We start from the raw sequence: 16,475 nt of genomic DNA on the forward strand, positions 1-16,475 counted from the left end.
CCTTGCTCAAATACCTCGGCTACTTTGCTGTCGGAGTCTTCATAGGCATCCTCGCGGCCCTCTTTGGCCTTGGAGGGGGATTCCTGATAGTCCCTACGCTCAACTTCCTCGGCGTTGAGATACACCACGCCGTCGGAACTTCCAGCGCGGCCGTCGTCTTTACCTCCCTCAGCTCAGCCATAGCATACTCAAGGCAGAAGAGAATACACTATAAGGTTGGCCTCCTCTTGGCTTCAACGGCCGTGATAGGAGCGTACATAGGTGCATGGATGACGAGCTTCATAAGCGCCGGTCAGCTCAAGGTCATCTTCGGTGCGGCCCTCGTTGTAGTGGCCATCAGGATATACCGGAAGAAGACAGCCGAGCCGAGCGAGGTTAAGCTTGAGGAAGTTGAGGTCAACTACAAGCTCGTTCCCCTCGGTGGATTCTTCGCCGGAATTGCCAGCGGTCTCCTCGGCGTTGGCGGGGGGATAATCAACGTTCCTTTCCTGACGTACCTCGGCCTGCCGATTCACTACGCGGTCGCTACCTCAAGCTTTGCGATAGTCTTCACAGCAACCGCCGGAGCGCTCAAACACTACGCCATGGGCAACGTGGAGACCCAGTGGCTGATCCTCCTCATCCCGGGCCTCATCATAGGTGCCCAGCTAGGTGCGAGGATAGCGAAGAGGACGAGGGCTTCATCCCTGAAAAAGGCTTTCGCGGTCGTTATGGCCCTCCTTGCCCTGAGGATGATACTGAAGGGCCTCGGCCTTCCGATTCCTTAGCCTCTTCTTTTTTCGCTTTTAGGTATGCAACCAGCAGAACTATGGCAATTATTATCATCACCACCCATGCAACGGCTAGGGGACGATCGTAGGGGTAATAGAGGCCTCCGGTAAGCGCGTAAAGGAGGGAAGCCGGCAGGAGCATGAGGCTGAGAACCAGTCCGATGAATCCTCCTATCAGGAACGCCAGGAAGTTCGGGTGCATCTTCCCTCCAAGGGCAAGCCCGGCGTGATAACCGATTATGGCCGTTAGGAGGACGGTAATCCCGACCAGAAGAAGGTTCACGGAGCTCAGCTTTCCATTTCTCCACTCATACAGGCCGTAGACGAGCACCAGCACCAATCCCGCCGCCGCACAGCTCATCCACACCGAGAGGTCCTTGTAAAAGCCGTAAGGCATATCCCAGTTGGCGAAGGCTATCGAACCCGGTTGGGTGAGGACGAAGGCAAGAACCACCAACAGCCAGAACCTAAAGTTGGCTTTCCTCACACCACCACCAAAGTATTTTTAATTGTTCATGCTAAAAGAGTTCCCATGCTGAGCTACCTCATTGATTTCATGCTCGGAGTTGGCATCGGTCTCATAGCCGGTCTCTTCGGCGTCGGGGGAGGATTCCTCATAGTCCCGGCCCTCACGTTTATGGGACTGCCGATTCATCTCGCGATAGGGACGAGCTTGGCATGCATAGTCATGAGCTCATTCGCCTCCGCATTCACGCATTTGAGGGAGGGCAAAGTTCTGATTAGGGTCGCCGCACTCAAGGAGCTTTTTTCAGTCCCCGCCGCAATATCGGGGGCGTATTTAACGATATTCATAAACGAGACCGTGCTGAGGGCTATCTTCTCCGGACTGCTGGTTTATCTGGCGTATGAGCTCCTCAAAACCTCCGGGGAGGAGTGCAGCCCCGAAGTCTCGTCCATAAACTACAGAAACATCCCTGTTGTGGGTTTGTTTGCAGGCTTTATATCCGGGCTGCTGGGGATAAGCGGGGGAATCCTGAACGTGCCCCTCTTCCACACGATGGTGGGTGTCCCCGTGAAATACGCTATTGGAACTTCAAGCGTTGCCATATTTTTTACGGCCTTCGCTGCAGCCTATGAGCACTACACGCTCGGCCAGGTTAGCCTGAGAACAGCCCTTCTGCTTGCACCGGGACTTATTGTGGGGGCTTACGCCGGGGCCAGGCTCGCCCACCGGATACAGCCGAAAAAGCTGAAGCTGGGCTTTGCGGGGATTTTAATCCTGATCGCTGTTAAGATGGTCATTTAGGGTGCCGGGACCGTATGATGTGAGATTCCGTTTGAGGCTCAAATTTATTAGGAGATGCACAGAAAAAATTGCGGGAAGGATGAAAAGGCATCAATACATAAGAGAAGTGGATGCGGAAAGCTCTATTCGACGGGTGGATGGATGACACATCCGCTATGGGTTCAAATACCTGCAAAAAACTCGGGGAAGCTTATTGGAACGGTCTGGAACGTTCTTTCCGCCGGGTTCCTAATATAGGTTTAGCTCATAATCACAAACGGTGATGCGCATGAAGTGGAGTGCCCTGGTTATGGCCGTGCTGCTGGTGGGGAGCCTGATCCCCCTGAGCATGGCAGCGGAAAACACAACAGCAGTGACAACAGCCCCAACGCTGCAGCTGGACAACTCAACAAGGGAGGAGGTAATAGCGGGACAGCTCATCAACCAGCTCCAGAGGCTCAGCAAATTTGCGGAGAATAGAATAGGGCCGATAAAAGACAAACTCCCAGAAAACTCAAGCATACTGGAGGATTACCAAAAGGCAGAAGAGTATAAGGCAAAGGCCGTGAACGAATATGGATCAGGCGATTACTACAACTCAATACTTGACAGCCTGACGGCCATGCACTTCTACAAGGCAGCCCTGATACAGCTCAAAGAGGGCAGGAAAAAGGCTGAAAACATAAGGGAGCACATGAGAGCTGAAACCGCGAGGATGATGGAATACTTCAAGATGGTTGGAAAGACCATCAGAATCGCCCAGAAGCAGGGAATAGACGTCAGCAACCTGACCGTTCTGTACAATGAAACAAGGAGCGCATACAGGCTCGTCCTTGATGATTTAAAGGCGAAAAACTTTGAGAAGGCGAAGGAGGATCTCGCCGCTGCGAGGGAGAAGAAGGCGGAACTAGATTCGGAGCTGAAGAAGGTGAGGAGAGAGCTCGCATATAAGAACGCCGATAAAATCGTCAGGGAGTTCCTTGTTAGAGGGGAGAAGGGTATGGAGCTCGCCCAGAAGGCTATCAAGAACGCCAATGAAAGGGGATACAACACCACGGAGCTTCAGAGGAGATTGAATGCCTTTAAGAGCGTCTATGAGGAGGTTAAGAATCTTGCTGATGAAGGAAAATGGGGAGACGCCCTGAAAGTCATGAACGAGAACAGAAAAACGATAATGGACTTCCACAGGGCGATGGACTCCCTCAGAAGGAAAGCCGAGGAGAGGGAGCTTCAGACAAAGCTCAAGGATATGAAAACCTTCCTCAAGGAGACAGCCGGAAGAATCCAGAAAGATGCAAGAGCCCTTAACACGCTCAAGAGAAGGGGTGTTGATACGAGGAGGGCAGAGCTGCAGCTTAGAACGGCGGTTCAGGAGCTCAAGCTCGGAATTCAGCTCATGAAGCAGCACAAACCCGCCCAGGCAAAGATGCACTTTGCAATAGCCCTTGACCTCATCCACAGGGTCGATGAGTTTATCCTGGCCCATGCATGACCCTTTCCTTTTTATTTACCCTGGAGGTGGGATTAAATGAGAAAAGCCTCTTTGATGATTGCGATGCTCATGCTGGCCTCCCTTGGTATGGTTGGTGCCCAGGCTACCGTTTCATCCATTCAGCTGACCGTTTATGATGACGGTTATGTGAAGGTTGATTATGAGATTATCCCCTCGGAGTATGCCGCTCAAATAGAACTGCCCCTTTTGGGGGAGCACTATGAGAACTTTTTTGCCGAGGATGATAAGGGAAACCCCCTGAATTTCCAGCTTGAGAACGGGAGCGCCCTGATATACCCGGGAGACGCTCAGATAGTGAGGGTTTCCTACTACACCCCCGACCTGACGTCAAAGGAGGGGCTCGTATGGACGCTGAAGGTATCAACAAACTCCAGCTTTACCGTTGTCCTTCCAAACGGCAGCGTGGTGGTCGACCTCAGCGACATTCCCCTTTCAATAGCCCAGAACAGAATAACGATGCCGCCCGGGAACCAGAGCATCTCCTACGTCATCTCATACACCGGAACATCGGGGGGAGAAGTTCGGGAATCCGGTGGTTCTAAGGGATATCTGATCCTTGCCCTTGCAGGACTCATGGTAATTGGGGGGATTTTTGCCGGCTACCACCTCAGGAGAGGCCGCAGGAAGGATGCGCAGAGACCAAGATTGAGCAGGCCGGAGTTCATGGAGAGGCTCGACGGACTAGATCTTAACGACGAAGAGAAGAGGGCCCTGCTTTACATATTCGACAAGGGCGGGAAGGCCAGCCAGGCCGAGGTAAGGGAAGCCCTGGGCATTCCAAAGACCACCGCCTGGAGAATGTTCAAGCGCCTTGAGAGGAAGGGACTGGTCAAAATCCTGAAGGGAAGAAAGGAGAACTGGGTGGAGCTGAGGCTTTAGAGGGTTCTTTTGGACTCCTTTTACCTTCAATCTTTGCTATTGAAGGGGATGATTCTTTTGAAATCCTCCAAGTCCCAAGCGAAGTAACCCCTATCCCTAAGACTGCCTTTTCCCTCGATCCTCCTTGCCACTATCCCATAGTTTTCCTCCCATCCATTCAGACCAACAAGTCCGGCCTTTCTCTCCAAGTCCTTCAGAATTCCTCGGGCTTCCTTTTCTCTGAGATCCCTCCACTTGACCTCAACGAACAGTGCTTTCTTGTTCCGTTCGTCGAGTGCAAGAAGGTCAATCTCCTCGCCCTTCTGCCACCACCTGCCAATCTTGGCGAAGCGGAATGGAAGCTTTCCGGTTTTGTTGAGCTCTATAAGGAATTCCCTCGCTATGCCTTCAAAAACGTCTCCCAGATAATGGTTGTACTCCTCAAGGAACTCACTCCAGAATTCAAGGCTCTCAAGCTCTATCTCGTTCCTGTAACGCTCGACAAAGCGGAAGTAGAAGGCCAAGTAGTTGTCCTCAATCTTGTACAGGGTGTTTTTCGTCTTCGGCTTCGCCGTTACGGGGATTTCCCGTCTAAGGAAGCCGAGCCTCTCAAGAACTTCGACGTATTTGAAGAGGTTCGAGCGTGGTATTCCGGTGTGGGTGCTTATCTCGTTGAATCTCCGTTTTCCTTCGGCGACCGCCTTGAGGATGAGCTTGTAAACTCTCGGCTCTCTCAGCTCGCTGGATAGGATGAAGTCCGCCTCAGCGTAGAGAAAGCCCCTCTTGTCGAAGGCAAGATTTTTGACATCCTCAAACCTTTCAAAGAGCTCCAGATAAGCCGGGATTCCACCGGTTATTCCGTATATCTTGACCGCCTCTTCAACATCCACTCCCAGGAATTTCCATGAGTCAAAGAATCCCAGCGGAGAGAGTTTTATCTGGCCGTCTCTCCTGCCGTAGAGGGGACTCTTCTGGCTCAGGACGTGCTCCTCCATCATGCCAACGGAGGAACCGACGAGGACTAGGTGGAGGCTGGATTCCCTCACTATCTCGTCCACTATGTACTGGAACTCGCTGAGAACCCTTTTGTCAGACTGAATGAGATATGGGAACTCGTCTATAACGACTACTATCTTCCCCTTCTCGGATAGATACCTGAAAACGTCGGAAAAGCTCGAAAACGATGTCTCGCTTAGGAAAGTGGATGGAAACCTCTCAAGCACCGTCCTTGAAAACTCCCTCAGATTGTCGGAGTAGGTGCTGTTCCGGGCAAGGTAGTAAACGGAGGACTTATCGGCTATGAACTCCTTGAGCAGCCTTGTTTTGCCGACCCTTCTCCTCCCGTAAACTGGGAGGAACGAATTTTCCTTCCCCCAGAGCCTCTGGAGGAACTCAAGTTCCCGCTCTCTGTCAATAAAAGTTATTGCCATGGTATAATACTTGACCTATAACTTTTTAAGAATTTCGGGACCCGTGTCTTAAGCCCCGCGGAGTCTTTAAGGAACCGCTCAACCCGCTCAAACTCACCCCTTCTGAGAGGCCTCCCGAACCCGGCACCATCAACACGAAAATGAGAGAAGAAAAGTCTCATCTTATCCTTGAGCCGAGCTTTATCTCCTTGTCCGGCATGAGCAACGCAACGCGCTCACCGTCGTCAGCCGCTAAGAGCATTCCCTGGCTTTCCACACCGCGAAGCTTCTTGGGTTCGAGGTTCGCTATGATGACGACGTAGTGGTTGAGCAGCTCTTCCGGCTTGTAGTACTTCTTAAGCCCAGCAACGAGCTGCCTGACCTCGTCGCCCAAATCAACCTTGACCACGTAGAGCCTGTCGGCGTTGGGGTGGTCCTTGACCTCAATTATCTTTCCAACCCTCAGGTCGAGCTTGGCAAAGTCATCAAAGCTCACATACTCCATTTTTTCACCACCTTCCTCCTTTTTCACCCTCTCCTTCTTCGAGGCTTTTCCGGGCTTTTCGGGTTTGACCCCGACTTCATCCCCGTAGATACTCTTAAGGATTGCCATGGCCTCTTCCCTGTTACTGAAGCGCTCCAAAGCTACTTTCACAACGTCGTCCCGCCTGTAGTACTTGTCGAGGAGCAGTCTGGCACTCTCGGGGTTGCCCCTCGCTATGTAGTTCACAATGAAGTAGATGATGTCCTCATCCGTCACCTTCTTGAACATCGGGGTGGCTTTTCTAACCCTGTGTCCGGCCGGAATCTCGGTGAACTCCCAGCGCTTGAGCTCCTCAAGGTTGAGGAGGTGCCATATCTTCTCGCCCGCATCTGGAAGGAACGGCTCAATCAGGATTCCAAGGGCCTTGACGAGCTGAAGGGATATGTTCACGGTGGTTGCAGTCCTCACGCGGTCGGTTTTGGCCGTCTTCCACGGCTTCTGGTAGTCGAAGTAGCGGTTGCCGAAGATGGCCAGCTCCATGACCCTCTTCAACGCGTCCTTGAACTTGTACTGGGTTATCAGCTTTCCGGTCTCCTCGAAGGCCCTCTCAATCTCCTCAAAGGCTTTCCTATCGAGGTCGTCCAGCTCGCCTCTCTCCGGAACAACTCCATCGAAGTAGCGGTTGGCGAAGGTCAAAGCTCTATGCACGAAGTTTCCGAGGTTGTTGACGAGCTCCTCGTTTATCTTGCTCTTGAAGTCGGCGAAGCTGAAGTCTGAATCCCTCGTTTCGGGCATTATGGCGGTGAGGTAGTAGCGGAGGTAATCGGCCGGAAACGCGTCCAGAAACTCGTGAACCCATATCGCCCAGTTCCTGCTGGTTGAGAACTTCTTGCCCTCAAGGTTGAGGTACTCGTTGGCGGGGATGTCGTACGGCAGAAGCCACTCGGCCTCGACTTCCTCATCCCTATACTTGCCGTAGGCCATCAGGAAGGCCGGCCAGAATATGGCGTGGAAGGGCACGTTGTCCTTGCCGATGAAGTGGATGACCTTCGTTTGACCGTCGAGGTTCAGCCAGAACTTCTTCCACTCGTTCTCCCTGCCGATCCTCTTCAGGTGCTCGATGGTGATGGAGATGTAGCCGATTGGAGCCTCAAACCAGACGTAGAGCACCTTTCCTTTAACGTCCTCATCGTCGAGCGGAACCGGAATGCCCCAGTCGAGGTCCCTCGTCATGGCCCTCTCCTCAAGACCCTCCTTAATCCATCCAAGCACCATGTTCTTGACGTTGGGCTTCCACGGCTGCTTTTCAATCCATTCCCTCAGCCTCTCCTCAAAGTCCCCCATGCGGATGTAGTAGTGGGCGGAGTCCTTGAAGGTTATGGGCTTTCCGCATATGTTGCATCTTGGGTTGATGAGCTCTTCAGGCGTCAGGGGATGGCCGCAGACCTCGCACTGGTCGCCGCGCTGGTTTTCGGCACCGCAGTGGGGGCAGGTACCGATGACATATCTGTCCGGAAGAAACATCTTATCGTGCTCGCAGTAGGCCTGTTTCTTGGTCTTCTTTACAAGATGACCGTTTTCAAGGGCTTTCAGAAAGAATTCCTGGCTTATTCTGTAGTGCACAGGGAGCTCTGTCCTGCCGAAGTAGTCGAAGCTTATCTTGGCCCTCTCGAACGTCGTTTTGATGTGCTCGTGGAACTCGTCGACGATTTCCCTCGGGCTCCTGCCCTCCTTCAATGCCCTGAACGTTATAGGCGTGCCGTGTTCATCTGTTCCGCATATGTAGATGACATCCTCTCCCTTAAGGCGCAGATAGCGCACGAATATATCAGCCGGGAGGTATGCTCCTGCAAGATGGCCGGCGTGAATCGGCCCGTTAGCGTAAGGCAGCGCTGATGTTACCGTGTATCTCACCACTTTCACCACCTCTGGGAAATAGCCATGCTGATTTATAAGCCCTGCGGGTTTTAAATATTACGGTGAGTTATTAAGCTGGCTGGAAAATATGCATGGTTTGACATATCACTTCCCAAGGGAAAGACTCTCGGTCCCATGGGGATAGCATCCGTTGGCATGGTTTTGGTGAGCGAGCGGAAAGTTTATTTTCTTCGATGAGAAACCAACACTGGTGAGAGCATGGAGGTTGTTGAGAAGATTCACCAGCTTGAACACCGTATTGAGCGACTGGAAAGAATGCTGGAGTTTGAGGAGCTTAGTGGGGAGGAGCTGAGAGAACTCAAAAGGCGAAGAGAGAAGCGGAACTTCCTGGAAGAGGAAGAGTTCTGGAGGGAGCTGGGTGTATAAACTTCTTTTTCACAGGGAAGTCCTTAAGGATATGAAAAAGATCCCTCCAGAAACGCAACTCAGAATAAAGCAGGTGCTTCAAACTCTTAAAATTGCCCCGGAGTCCATACATAAAAAACCGCTGAGAGGATACGATGATCTTTTCTCAGTGAGGGTTGGTGATTATAGGATTATCATTGAACCCAACCACGGGGAGAACCTCATTTTTGTGTGGATGATCTCTCACAGGAGCAAAGTCTATGGGAGGCTGAAGAGACGGAAGGGGGATTAGGCGTGAAATCCCGCATCATCGAGCGCTTCAGGTTCGAGGCGGCCCATGCCGTCATGATAGATGGAAAGCCCGAGGAGATGCACGGTCACACCTTCCGGCTTGAGGTGGTGGTTGAAGGAGATTTAAAGAACGGTTACGTCATGGATTTTCTTGAGCTGAGGAAACTCGTCGGAAAAATCATTGAAAGGCTCGACCACAGAAACCTCAACGCTCTCTTCGAGAATCCAACCACCGAGAACATCGCCCTCTGGATTGCCGGTGAGATAAAGAGGGAGCTCCCGGGGAATGTTAAGCTTCACAGAATAACCCTCTGGGAGGGCGAAGAGAACGGGGTTGAGTTTGAGTTCGAATAGATAAGGGGAAGAGGAATGAACGGCATTCACTTCTTCCCCGCTATCTTCACGTTCTCGAACTTGACGAAGGGCGTTATTATAGTCGTCATGAAGGGCATCACCGTCTGCTCCTTCGTTACCTCGGTGGCGCTCTTCAGCAGTTCGTAGACATTGCCGGCTATGAGGAACACGCTCGCACCTTTTACCTCGCCGTCCTCGATGAGGAAGGCCGGGTTTGCGGTTACCGCGAAGTTCCCGTTATCCGGGTTGCTGGAGTGGGCGCCCTGGAAGCCGTCCACGAAGTAACCGTGCTCGATTTCCTCTATGACCTCCTCCAGCGGGCGCTTTCCGTTCTCGATGACCATGCTGTGGAAGCCTATGTTTATGCCGCCGCTCCTCAAATCGCGCTTCCCGTTTCCGGTGCTCTCGGTGCCGTGGACTTTGGCCCAGTAGTTGTCCCAGACGAACCCCTTGAAGGTTCCGTTCTCGATGAGGACGTTCTTCCTCGTTGGAACACCCTCACCGTCCGCTATAACTGGCTGTATGGAGAGCTCGTGGAACGGGTCGTCGTATATCGTAAGGACTTCGCTCCCTATCTTTTCTCCGACTTTTCCTGCCAGGGGCGTCGTTTCCTTGACGAGCCTCTCACCGCTGAAGGCCGGGAAGAGGGCATAGCTGAAGAGCCCGGCAATCGCCCATGGGCCAAGAATTATCGGAACCTCCTCATTTTTACTCGACTTTACGCTGTAGGCCCACCTGACCTTCTGGACGGCCCTTTCAACGACCCCGTCAACGTCGAGGTCTAAGCTACGCTTCGCGTCGAAGTCAAAAATGCCGGGCGTTACGACGCCGCCCTTCCTGCCGACCAGTTCCAGGAACAGGAAAGCCGCTCCGCCCTCCTGGAAGACGTCTATTCCATGGGAGTTGATGATATGCCCCTCCTCCCACGAAACGCCGCCTTCTCCACCGGCAACGACCGCGTTTTGGTCTTTCTCGCGGGCGAGCTTTATGCCCCGGACGAGCATCTCGACTAGTATGTCAGGGGATGCTTCCTTAAGCTCATAGTTGGGCTTGGGCTTTTCCCTGTATTTGCCCGGCTCCGGAAGGGAGACCCACTTCTCGTCAGGGCTGTTGAGCCTTGCCATCTTGGCCGCCTGCTCTATGGCTTCCCTTATCTTGGCCGGTTCGTCGCTGTCAACTATGGCCAAACCGAGGCGTTTGTCCTTAATCCCGCGGATTACAGTTACTGCCCCGCTCCTCGTGGAGGCCATTGAAATCTCGTTGAGCTCGACGCTTGCGCTAACATCCTTGGAGCGGTAAAGGGCGATCTCCAGCTCGTCGAAAAACCTCTCGCCGTACCTTATGAGTTCCTCCATAGTTACCACCTCAGCCAATCAGTATTCCCCCGTCAAAGCGCATGTGTGGCCCGCCGGAGCTTACAAAGGCCGTCTGCCCCTTTCCGCAGAAGCCGACCTCAAGGCCGAAGTCCTTGCCGACCGCGCTTATCTTCTTCAGCGCCTCGATGGCAACTCCCGTGATGGACGTGTCCCTTATGGGCTCCGCAATCTCACCGTTTCTGATGACGTAACCTTCCTGGATTCCAACCTGGAAGGCCGAGTTGAGCTGTGCCTGCCCGCCGCGGAAATCAACGACGTAGTAGCCGAACTTGATGTCCTCAATCAGCTCCTCGAAGGAGTGGTCGCCGGGCTCGAATATGGTGTTCCTCATCCTGATTATCGGGGCATAGCGGTAGCTTTCAGCCCTGGCGTGGCCGTTCGGCTCCATACCCCATTTATGGGAGTACTCGCGGTTGAGCATTATCTCCTTCAGGATTCCGTTCTCGATGATGTGTATATCTTTGACCGGGACGCCCTCGTCGTCGTACCTGTCGTTTCCAAAGCCGCCCTCAACGTAGCGCTCGCTCATTGTGACGTATTCCGGAGCGATCTGCTTTCCGATGAGGTCCTTGAAGGGCGAGTTTATGGTTAAGTCCGCCTCAGCGAGGTGGCCAAGGGCTTCGTGGGCGATGATGCCGACGACTATCGGGCCCGCAACGATTGGAAACTCGCCGCGCTTCGGAGCTACTCCTTTCAGCTGGCTGTGCATCTTCCTGAGGAGTCTCTCGGTGACCTTCTCGTTGGGCTCGACTTCGGTCATGAGCTCCCAGCCGTAGTCAACGGCTCCGATACTGTCCCTCGCCATCGCCAGCTTTCCGTCGGCCTTTCCTGTAACGTAGGTTCCCTGGTAGAGGTAGTTGTAGTCCCACTCTATCCTTGTGCCCTCGTTGGTAAGTAGTATTTTCTCGCCGCTTCCGTCCTCGTAGCGGATCTGGACGCTCTTTACTGCATTATCCTCCTTGAGGAGCTTTTCCAGCTCCCTCAGGTGTTTAACCTTCTCCTCTACCTCAACTTCCCTCGGTTTGACCTTCATCCTGCTCTTCACGAGGTCCTCAACTGGATTTATCTCCGCCAGCTCTATCTTCTCCTTCTTGGTCTCGGCGGCCGCTTTAGCCAGCTTGTAGGCCTCTTCGATTTTCCTCTCAAGGTTCGAGAGGTCGCTGGTTGATGCGAAGCCCCAGGCTCCATCGGCCAAGACCCTTATCGCAACGCCCCTGTTCAGCTTCCCGGTGAAGCTCGTAAAAACTCCATCCTTGAGTCCAAGGGTGGTCTTCTTCAAATCCTCATAGCGGAGCTCTATATACTCTGCCTTCAAATTCTCCTCCGCCCAGCGGAGGGCTTTCTCCAGCGCTTCCATGGTCACCACCGTTTTTATTAGTTCATCCATGTCTCCGCATCCAAATATAAAAGTCTTTTGAGCCTTTCGATGGGGGTCGAAAAGAATTGCGACAGGGATTACTATAAAAGATAGTGAATTGAATCTAACTGCATCTTTCCGGACTTCTTTTAAACGAAAGTGTTATATATGATAAGTGAATAAAATTTAATGCAAAATCCTGTTTGGGGAGGGTCGATGAGAAAGCGTGCATTACTGGTCGTAATTGTGGTTTTGCTGTTGATTGGGGCCTATGGAGCCTACGTGGTCAGCTACCCCAAGCATCCAGAGGTTAAAGGTTGTGTCAACCCGTTTGCCGTTACAAAACCCGTAAGCAGGGTTCAGGAAAACTGGTCAAAGGTTCACATGTTCTTCAAGCTGACAACGAGCAGAGACTTCTGGAAATTAGCCAAACCCTGGGATGTGGATTACTCTCACGTGAAAGTTGTGAAGCACACGATCGAGTACAACGGTGAAAAGATAACCATGCTCGCCATGGGAATTCCACTGAAGGACAAGAAGCACGTGATAGCGCTTTATGAGTTCTCAAAACCAGTACAAGGAGTGAAGGTTAGGGGATATCTTATAGAAATCGATAATTCTCAAAAAACACAACAATCCACACCGACAGTTAAAACCGTTGCACTAACAACCAACGGGAAATACACCGCCACCAGCAGCTGCACACACGAATGCACCTCAGACAGCGACTGTGGACTGTTTTCAAGCTGCAGCGAATACTGCTGCAACATGAACTGGGGGTGTGCTATAGACTGTTGTATAAGTGCGGGACATTGTGGGTTAGCTTGTGCAATATCAATTTGGATTAATCCTTACGTATGCATTGCATGCGTAGTTGCAAATTGTGCATGGTGTGTAAGTGCGGATAGCAGCTGTTGTTCAGAGCGCGGCTCAACTTGTATAAGTTCAACCCCACCATAAGGGGGGATATCTAATGGAAAGCTTTGAAATTAGGAAAAAAACTTGGATCTACTTTTTGGTATTCTTTATCATTTTCATGACTGGTAATATATTGTCAGCATATGAAAAGACTAGTCTCTTAAATGCCATTATTCTTGGATCCTTGGTTACGTTGGCGATTTTTGGTATACCTGGCCTCATTGTCGTGTTATTTCTCAAGAGATATGGGTTAATGCGGGGATTGTTACTTGGTAGTGTTTTTGCCTGTCTTGTCGAATTTGGATGGGCATACCTATTAAAGGCATTCGGTTACGAAGAATGGAAAGTCTTTGCCACAGCAGCAATACTAGGTACAATCTTTATCGCAATATCCCTCGGGTACGCAATTGTGTTATTGTCTAAACAAAAATCCAGTCCTTTAAAACATGAGGACACGCCATGACCAGTTAATAAACAAAAATGAGCTTTCGTTTTATGATTTACTTTATTTATCTTTTGGATGTTAATAGTTGATGGTCGTTATATCGTACCCTTCCTCGGACCGGCTCTGATAGCCCTCGGCTGGAACATCAGCCCTTGGATAATACTCCTTCCTGGTCTCTTCGTGGCCTTCTTGGACATCCTCCAGCTCAGACACCACTCTTAGCAACCTTTTTATCTTTTCCCTCAAACCAACAACCATGAAAGCCGAAATCAAAAACCTCATAGACAGGGGCACCTACCGGAAGCTCCCGCTCTTCGAGGGCGAATTGCCCGAAAACACCTACGCCCAGATAGTCGAGGTCAAGCCGGGGCAGACGGTTAAGAAGCACTATCATCTATACCAGTACGAGCTGTTCCACATAATGGGCGGTGAGGCAAAGCTCGGCATCGGCGATGAGGAGTATAAAGCGAAGCCGGGCGACATCTTCCTCGTAAAGCCGAAAACCGTCCACTGGGTGGTCAACGAACGCAATGAACCCTTCGGGCTCTTCGTGGTGAAGCTGAACTACCGCGGGGACGATACCGTATGGCTGGAGGGATGAACATGCCGGAAAAAACCATCGGAATCCTCGGCGGCATGGGGCCACTGGCAACAGCGGAGCTATTCAGGCGGATAGTTGAAAAAACGCCCGCTAAAAGGGATCAGGATCATCCGAGGATTATAATCTACAACAACCCCAAGATTCCGGACAGGACAGCCTTTATCCTCGGGAAGGGCGAGGATCCAAGGCCGGAGCTCATTGACAGTGCAAGGAAGCTCGAAAGCTGGGGAGCTGACTTCATAATAATGCCATGCAACACGGCACACTTCTTCGCCGAGACCATTCAAAGGGAAATCAAAGTGCCCCTGCTGAGCATGATCGAGGAAACGGCGAAGGAAATTGAGAAAATGGGTCTCAGGAAAGTGGGCCTTCTGGCCACCGACGGAACCATAAAGGGGCTGGTTTACCACAGAGCCCTGCTTGACAGGGGTATAGGAATAGCCGTGCCGAACAGGGAGGATCAGAAAAAGGTTATGAGGGGAATTTACAAGGGAGTTAAGTCCGGAAATCTGGAACTCGGCAGGGAGCTTATTTTGAGGGTGGCAAAAAAACTGGAAAAGCGCTCCGAGGGAATAATAGCCGGGTGCACGGAGGTGAGCGTGGCGCTGAGACAGGAAGACCTGAGCGTTCCTCTAATAGACCCCATGGACGTTATAGCGGAGAGGGCCGTAAAGCTGGCCCTCGGTCTCGATGATATTAAATCCACCCCTTCCTCCTGAAGTAGTACAGCATTCCGAGGGCTATCAGGAGCATTCCCGCCAGGGAAGCAAAGTAGCCGTATCTCCAGCCGAGCTCGGGCATATAGCGGAAGTTCATACCGTAGAGGCCGGTTATGAAGGTCAGGGGGATGAATATCGTCGAGACCACGGTGAGGATTCTGATTATCTCATTGGTTTTCATCGATATTGTTGAGTAGTACATCTCAATCAGCCCGTTTGCCATCTCCCTGTGGCTCTCAACGACCTCAAGAACCTCCATTATGTGCTCGTGGAGCTCATCGAGGTATCCCCCGGTTTCCTGCTCAAAGAAGCCTCTCCCATCGATTTCCAGCTTTCTGAATGTCTCCAGGAGGGGAAATATGGTGCGCCGCATGAAGAGGATTTCCCTTCTGATCCCGTGAATCCTGCGCAGGGTGTCCCTATCACCGCCCTTCAGTATCCTGCTCTCAAGCTCCTCCATTCTGGAGCTTATTTTTTCAAGCATCGGGATGTAATTTTCAACTATGGCATCGAGAAGGGCAAATACAAGATAATCAGCCCCTTTCTCCCTGAACAGGCCTTCACCTTTCCTTATGCTCTCCCTGATTGGGTTGAAGACATCCCCCGCCCGTTCCTGTATCGTAATCACGAAATTGTCTTTAAGGAATATTGCGGTTTTCTCTCTCTTGAGGCCACCTGAGAGCTCATAAATCTGGTAGAGGAGCAGGAAGAGATAGTCCTCAAACATCATTGCCTTTACCCTGCCCTTTGACCTTACAATCGCCTTGAAAACCGCATCGTGAAATCCAAAGACTTCCTTGAGCTCGCTGAGATGCTCGAAGCCATCAATGTTCACCCATACGACGCTGTACCCCTTAAATTCCAGAGCCTCATTCAGGGTCTCAATTTTCTGACCCGTAAATCTATCCTTTGAGTATGCAAATACCGTTTTGCTCACTCGATCACCATCCCTGCATGGAGCTTGTGAAATCTATCCCCATACGCCTCAAGAAAAGCGGCTTCTGCCCTCAGACCTGTGCAGTGCCCTGTATAGACCTCCTCAACCCCGAGCTCCTTGAAAGCTTCAACCGTCATTCTTATGCGCTCTTCACCGACATCAATCAGGTGGAAGCCGCCTATAACCGCCCTGACCTTCTTCTCCCCTGTGAGCCTCAGGGCATGCTTCACTATACTGACGATGCCTGCATGGGAGCAGCCGCTAACAATCACGAGGCCTTCCGGAGTCCTAATCGCAATGCTCATGTCATCCCTGAGGTCATCCCTCACAATTCTGCCATCTCTGAGGGTGTAGACCTCGGGGTTTTTCCTCTCGAACTCCTCCCTCTCAGTGATTTCCCCGGTTGAGTACATCCCCTCGATTATCTGAAAGGGCTCCGCTGTCAGAAACAGCTCTCCGTATTCCTCCACATCCTCCCTCCTGAAAGGGATACCAACATGCCTCAGAGAGGGCTTCATTACAAAGTGCTTCCTGAATATTGCAGGATGGGCTATCACGGGGATTCTTTTTCCGATTTTCCTGAGGATTTCAATAAGGCCCCCGGTATGGTCGTAGTGGCAGTGGGAAAGAAAGATATAATCAATATCCCCGGGACTCACCTTGAGGAGCTCCATGTTGTGGAGTATCGGAGCGGCATTCTGGCCGGCATCAAAGAGCACCTTCTTTCCCCTGTATTCAATCAAAAAGCTTATTCCGTGCTGTGCCAGGAAGGGACTCTCGTAGCCGGCATAATCCTCGGCAAGGGTGTGGATTTTCACCTTCATAAAATCACCCCGGTGGGTTTATGCTCTTCAGGGAATTATAGTTTTCGCCATGCCGGTGCCAGGTTCTCAAAACCTTAACCTTTAAAGGCA

19 protein-coding genes are annotated in these 16,475 nt (G+C 51.7%); 11 read left to right on the forward strand and 8 right to left on the reverse strand.

Annotated elements, in window-relative coordinates; genetic code table 11:
- Window positions 1-2 precede the first annotated feature (2 nt).
- Complete coding sequence (locus tag ACYQ27_RS07430) at window positions 3-767, forward strand: sulfite exporter TauE/SafE family protein (protein ID WP_456452455.1); 765 nt, start codon at window positions 3-5, stop codon at window positions 765-767.
- Here ACYQ27_RS07430 and ACYQ27_RS07435 read toward each other — a convergent pair.
- Window positions 709-1,257 carry a hypothetical protein gene (locus tag ACYQ27_RS07435; RefSeq protein ID WP_460041377.1) on the reverse strand — a complete coding sequence of 183 codons (549 nt, stop codon included), beginning with the start codon at window positions 1,255-1,257 and terminating at the stop codon, window positions 709-711. The two genes, ACYQ27_RS07430 and ACYQ27_RS07435, sit on opposite strands and share 59 nt — an antisense overlap.
- Before the next feature lie 45 nt (window positions 1,258-1,302).
- Here ACYQ27_RS07435 and ACYQ27_RS07440 point away from each other — a divergent pair, with 45 nt between their 5' ends.
- The 3 genes from ACYQ27_RS07440 (at window position 1,303) to ACYQ27_RS07450 (ending at window position 4,408) form a co-directional block, all read left to right on the forward strand.
- Window positions 1,303-2,037 (forward strand): sulfite exporter TauE/SafE family protein, encoded by a 735-nt coding sequence (locus ACYQ27_RS07440; protein ID WP_460041378.1) that lies wholly within the window; start codon window positions 1,303-1,305, stop codon window positions 2,035-2,037.
- A gap of 268 nt (window positions 2,038-2,305) precedes the next feature.
- Window positions 2,306-3,508, forward strand: coding sequence for a hypothetical protein (locus tag ACYQ27_RS07445; protein ID WP_460041379.1), 1,203 nt, complete (start codon window positions 2,306-2,308; stop codon window positions 3,506-3,508).
- Window positions 3,509-3,544: 36 nt separating this feature from the next.
- Window positions 3,545-4,408, forward strand: a complete 864-nt coding sequence (locus ACYQ27_RS07450) for a helix-turn-helix transcriptional regulator (RefSeq protein WP_460041380.1) — start codon at window positions 3,545-3,547, stop codon at window positions 4,406-4,408.
- A gap of 26 nt (window positions 4,409-4,434) precedes the next feature.
- Here ACYQ27_RS07450 and ACYQ27_RS07455 read toward each other — a convergent pair whose 3' ends face one another.
- Window positions 4,435-5,817 (reverse strand): ATP-binding protein, encoded by a 1,383-nt coding sequence (locus ACYQ27_RS07455; RefSeq protein ID WP_460041381.1) that lies wholly within the window; start codon window positions 5,815-5,817, stop codon window positions 4,435-4,437.
- Window positions 5,818-5,974: 157 nt separating this feature from the next.
- Window positions 5,975-8,197 (reverse strand): methionine--tRNA ligase, encoded by a 2,223-nt coding sequence (metG, locus tag ACYQ27_RS07460; protein ID WP_460041840.1) that lies wholly within the window; start codon window positions 8,195-8,197, stop codon window positions 5,975-5,977.
- 219 nt (window positions 8,198-8,416) lie between these two features.
- Here metG and ACYQ27_RS07465 point away from each other — a divergent pair, with 219 nt between their 5' ends.
- The 3 genes from ACYQ27_RS07465 to ACYQ27_RS07475 are packed head-to-tail and all read left to right on the forward strand — an operon-like array spanning window position 8,417 to window position 9,208.
- Entirely contained in the window at window positions 8,417-8,584 is a 168-nt protein-coding gene (locus tag ACYQ27_RS07465) for a hypothetical protein (RefSeq protein ID WP_460041382.1), read from the forward strand.
- Window positions 8,577-8,855, forward strand: coding sequence for a type II toxin-antitoxin system RelE family toxin (locus ACYQ27_RS07470; protein ID WP_460041383.1), 279 nt, complete (start codon window positions 8,577-8,579; stop codon window positions 8,853-8,855). Before ACYQ27_RS07465 ends, ACYQ27_RS07470 begins: the two co-directional genes overlap by 8 nt.
- Window positions 8,856-8,857: 2 nt before the next feature.
- The gene (locus ACYQ27_RS07475) at window positions 8,858-9,208 is read left to right on the forward strand and encodes a 6-pyruvoyl trahydropterin synthase family protein (protein ID WP_460041384.1); all 351 of its coding nucleotides are present in this window, start codon (window positions 8,858-8,860) and stop codon (window positions 9,206-9,208) included.
- 26 nt (window positions 9,209-9,234) lie between these two features.
- Here the strand turns inward: ACYQ27_RS07475 and ACYQ27_RS07480 are convergent, their stop codons facing one another.
- Together ACYQ27_RS07480 and ACYQ27_RS07485 are read right to left on the reverse strand one after the other, a co-directional pair.
- Entirely contained in the window at window positions 9,235-10,563 is a 1,329-nt protein-coding gene (locus ACYQ27_RS07480) for a TldD/PmbA family protein (RefSeq protein ID WP_460041385.1), read from the reverse strand.
- Window positions 10,564-10,573: 10 nt separating this feature from the next.
- The gene (locus tag ACYQ27_RS07485) at window positions 10,574-11,941 is read right to left on the reverse strand and encodes a metallopeptidase TldD-related protein (protein WP_460041386.1); all 1,368 of its coding nucleotides are present in this window, start codon (window positions 11,939-11,941) and stop codon (window positions 10,574-10,576) included.
- A gap of 216 nt (window positions 11,942-12,157) precedes the next feature.
- On the opposite strand from ACYQ27_RS07485, the gene ACYQ27_RS07490 reads away from it, so the two are divergent.
- The gene (locus ACYQ27_RS07490; RefSeq protein ID WP_460041387.1) at window positions 12,158-12,901 is read left to right on the forward strand and encodes a hypothetical protein; all 744 of its coding nucleotides are present in this window, start codon (window positions 12,158-12,160) and stop codon (window positions 12,899-12,901) included.
- Between the two features lie 13 nt (window positions 12,902-12,914).
- Window positions 12,915-13,322 (forward strand): hypothetical protein, encoded by a 408-nt coding sequence (locus tag ACYQ27_RS07495; protein WP_456453589.1) that lies wholly within the window; start codon window positions 12,915-12,917, stop codon window positions 13,320-13,322.
- Between the two features lie 60 nt (window positions 13,323-13,382).
- Here the strand turns inward: ACYQ27_RS07495 and ACYQ27_RS07500 are convergent, their stop codons facing one another.
- Window positions 13,383-13,550, reverse strand: coding sequence for a hypothetical protein (locus ACYQ27_RS07500; RefSeq protein WP_456453588.1), 168 nt, complete (start codon window positions 13,548-13,550; stop codon window positions 13,383-13,385).
- Between the two features lie 10 nt (window positions 13,551-13,560).
- Here ACYQ27_RS07500 and ACYQ27_RS07505 point away from each other — a divergent pair, with 10 nt between their 5' ends.
- Both ACYQ27_RS07505 and cuyB read left to right on the forward strand, forming a co-directional pair.
- The gene (locus tag ACYQ27_RS07505) at window positions 13,561-13,905 is read left to right on the forward strand and encodes a cupin domain-containing protein (RefSeq protein WP_460041388.1); all 345 of its coding nucleotides are present in this window, start codon (window positions 13,561-13,563) and stop codon (window positions 13,903-13,905) included.
- A gap of 2 nt (window positions 13,906-13,907) precedes the next feature.
- Window positions 13,908-14,624 carry a cysteate racemase gene (cuyB, locus tag ACYQ27_RS07510; RefSeq protein ID WP_460041389.1) on the forward strand — a complete coding sequence of 239 codons (717 nt, stop codon included), beginning with the start codon at window positions 13,908-13,910 and terminating at the stop codon, window positions 14,622-14,624.
- Here the strand turns inward: cuyB and corA are convergent.
- Together corA and ACYQ27_RS07520 are read right to left on the reverse strand one after the other, a co-directional pair.
- Window positions 14,602-15,561: a magnesium/cobalt transporter CorA gene (gene corA, locus ACYQ27_RS07515; RefSeq protein ID WP_456394897.1), complete on the reverse strand. Its 960-nt coding sequence runs from the start codon at window positions 15,559-15,561 to the stop codon at window positions 14,602-14,604. The two genes, cuyB and corA, sit on opposite strands and share 23 nt — an antisense overlap.
- A complete protein-coding gene (locus tag ACYQ27_RS07520; protein ID WP_456453586.1) occupies window positions 15,558-16,385 on the reverse strand; it encodes an MBL fold metallo-hydrolase in 828 nt (275 codons plus the stop codon). Before ACYQ27_RS07520 ends, corA begins: the two co-directional genes overlap by 4 nt.
- Between the last annotated feature and the right edge of the window lie 90 nt (window positions 16,386-16,475).

Source organism: Thermococcus atlanticus (genome assembly GCF_054657855.1).

Bases quoted from the DNA above. Each gene is read 5' to 3' on its own strand.
- ACYQ27_RS07450 (WP_460041380.1), top strand. From the start codon at position 3,545: ATGAGAAAAGCCTCTTTGATGATTGCGATGCTCATGCTGGCCTCCCTT.
- ACYQ27_RS07440 (WP_460041378.1), top strand. From the start codon at position 1,303: ATGCTGAGCTACCTCATTGATTTCATGCTCGGAGTTGGCATCGGTCTC.
- ACYQ27_RS07490 (WP_460041387.1), top strand. From the start codon at position 12,158: ATGAGAAAGCGTGCATTACTGGTCGTAATTGTGGTTTTGCTGTTGATT.
- ACYQ27_RS07520 (WP_456453586.1), bottom strand. From the start codon at position 16,385: ATGAAGGTGAAAATCCACACCCTTGCCGAGGATTATGCCGGCTACGAG.
- ACYQ27_RS07455 (WP_460041381.1), bottom strand. From the start codon at position 5,817: ATGGCAATAACTTTTATTGACAGAGAGCGGGAACTTGAGTTCCTCCAG.
- ACYQ27_RS07485 (WP_460041386.1), bottom strand. From the start codon at position 11,941: ATGGAAGCGCTGGAGAAAGCCCTCCGCTGGGCGGAGGAGAATTTGAAG.
- ACYQ27_RS07505 (WP_460041388.1), top strand. From the start codon at position 13,561: ATGAAAGCCGAAATCAAAAACCTCATAGACAGGGGCACCTACCGGAAG.
- ACYQ27_RS07445 (WP_460041379.1), top strand. From the start codon at position 2,306: ATGAAGTGGAGTGCCCTGGTTATGGCCGTGCTGCTGGTGGGGAGCCTG.
- ACYQ27_RS07480 (WP_460041385.1), bottom strand. From the start codon at position 10,563: ATGGAGGAACTCATAAGGTACGGCGAGAGGTTTTTCGACGAGCTGGAG.
- ACYQ27_RS07465 (WP_460041382.1), top strand. From the start codon at position 8,417: ATGGAGGTTGTTGAGAAGATTCACCAGCTTGAACACCGTATTGAGCGA.
- cuyB (WP_460041389.1), top strand. From the start codon at position 13,908: ATGCCGGAAAAAACCATCGGAATCCTCGGCGGCATGGGGCCACTGGCA.
- ACYQ27_RS07495 (WP_456453589.1), top strand. From the start codon at position 12,915: ATGGAAAGCTTTGAAATTAGGAAAAAAACTTGGATCTACTTTTTGGTA.